This is a genomic window from Franconibacter helveticus LMG 23732, assembly GCF_000463115.2.
GTDB lineage: Bacteria > Pseudomonadota > Gammaproteobacteria > Enterobacterales > Enterobacteriaceae > Franconibacter > Franconibacter helveticus.
Genome location: NZ_AWFX01000042.1, coordinates 315,939 through 316,331, shown reverse-complemented (window position 1 = coordinate 316,331; position 393 = coordinate 315,939).

Here is a 393-nt window from a genome sequence, read left to right as displayed (position 1 = left end):
CATCTGGCTTCGGGTCGGTCCTGACGGTGCTTATTCGGCCCATCCATGGGCCTCACCCCTTCGGGGCCAACGCTTTGCGTTGTTCAAAAACGCTCCCGGCGTTTTTGTCCCTGCACCGACATGACCTCACGCCGGTTCCCTCCGGCGTGCCCCGGCCAGGTGCCAGCCCGTAAGGCGATTTTGAGGCCGGACCAAAACCCTCGCTGTAACGTGAGTGTGTTGTCCTTTCTGGAAATATGAAGGGGTGGTGAAAGGTTCCGTTCGCCATGGCGTTGTCTTTATATGTAATCACCTCTCACGCGAACGTGCCAGGGGGCTTCGCCGCCAGCCCCCTGGCAACCCCGGCTCCCGGCACGCAAAATCGACCCCTCCGGGGCAGACCTTCCGGCCTGT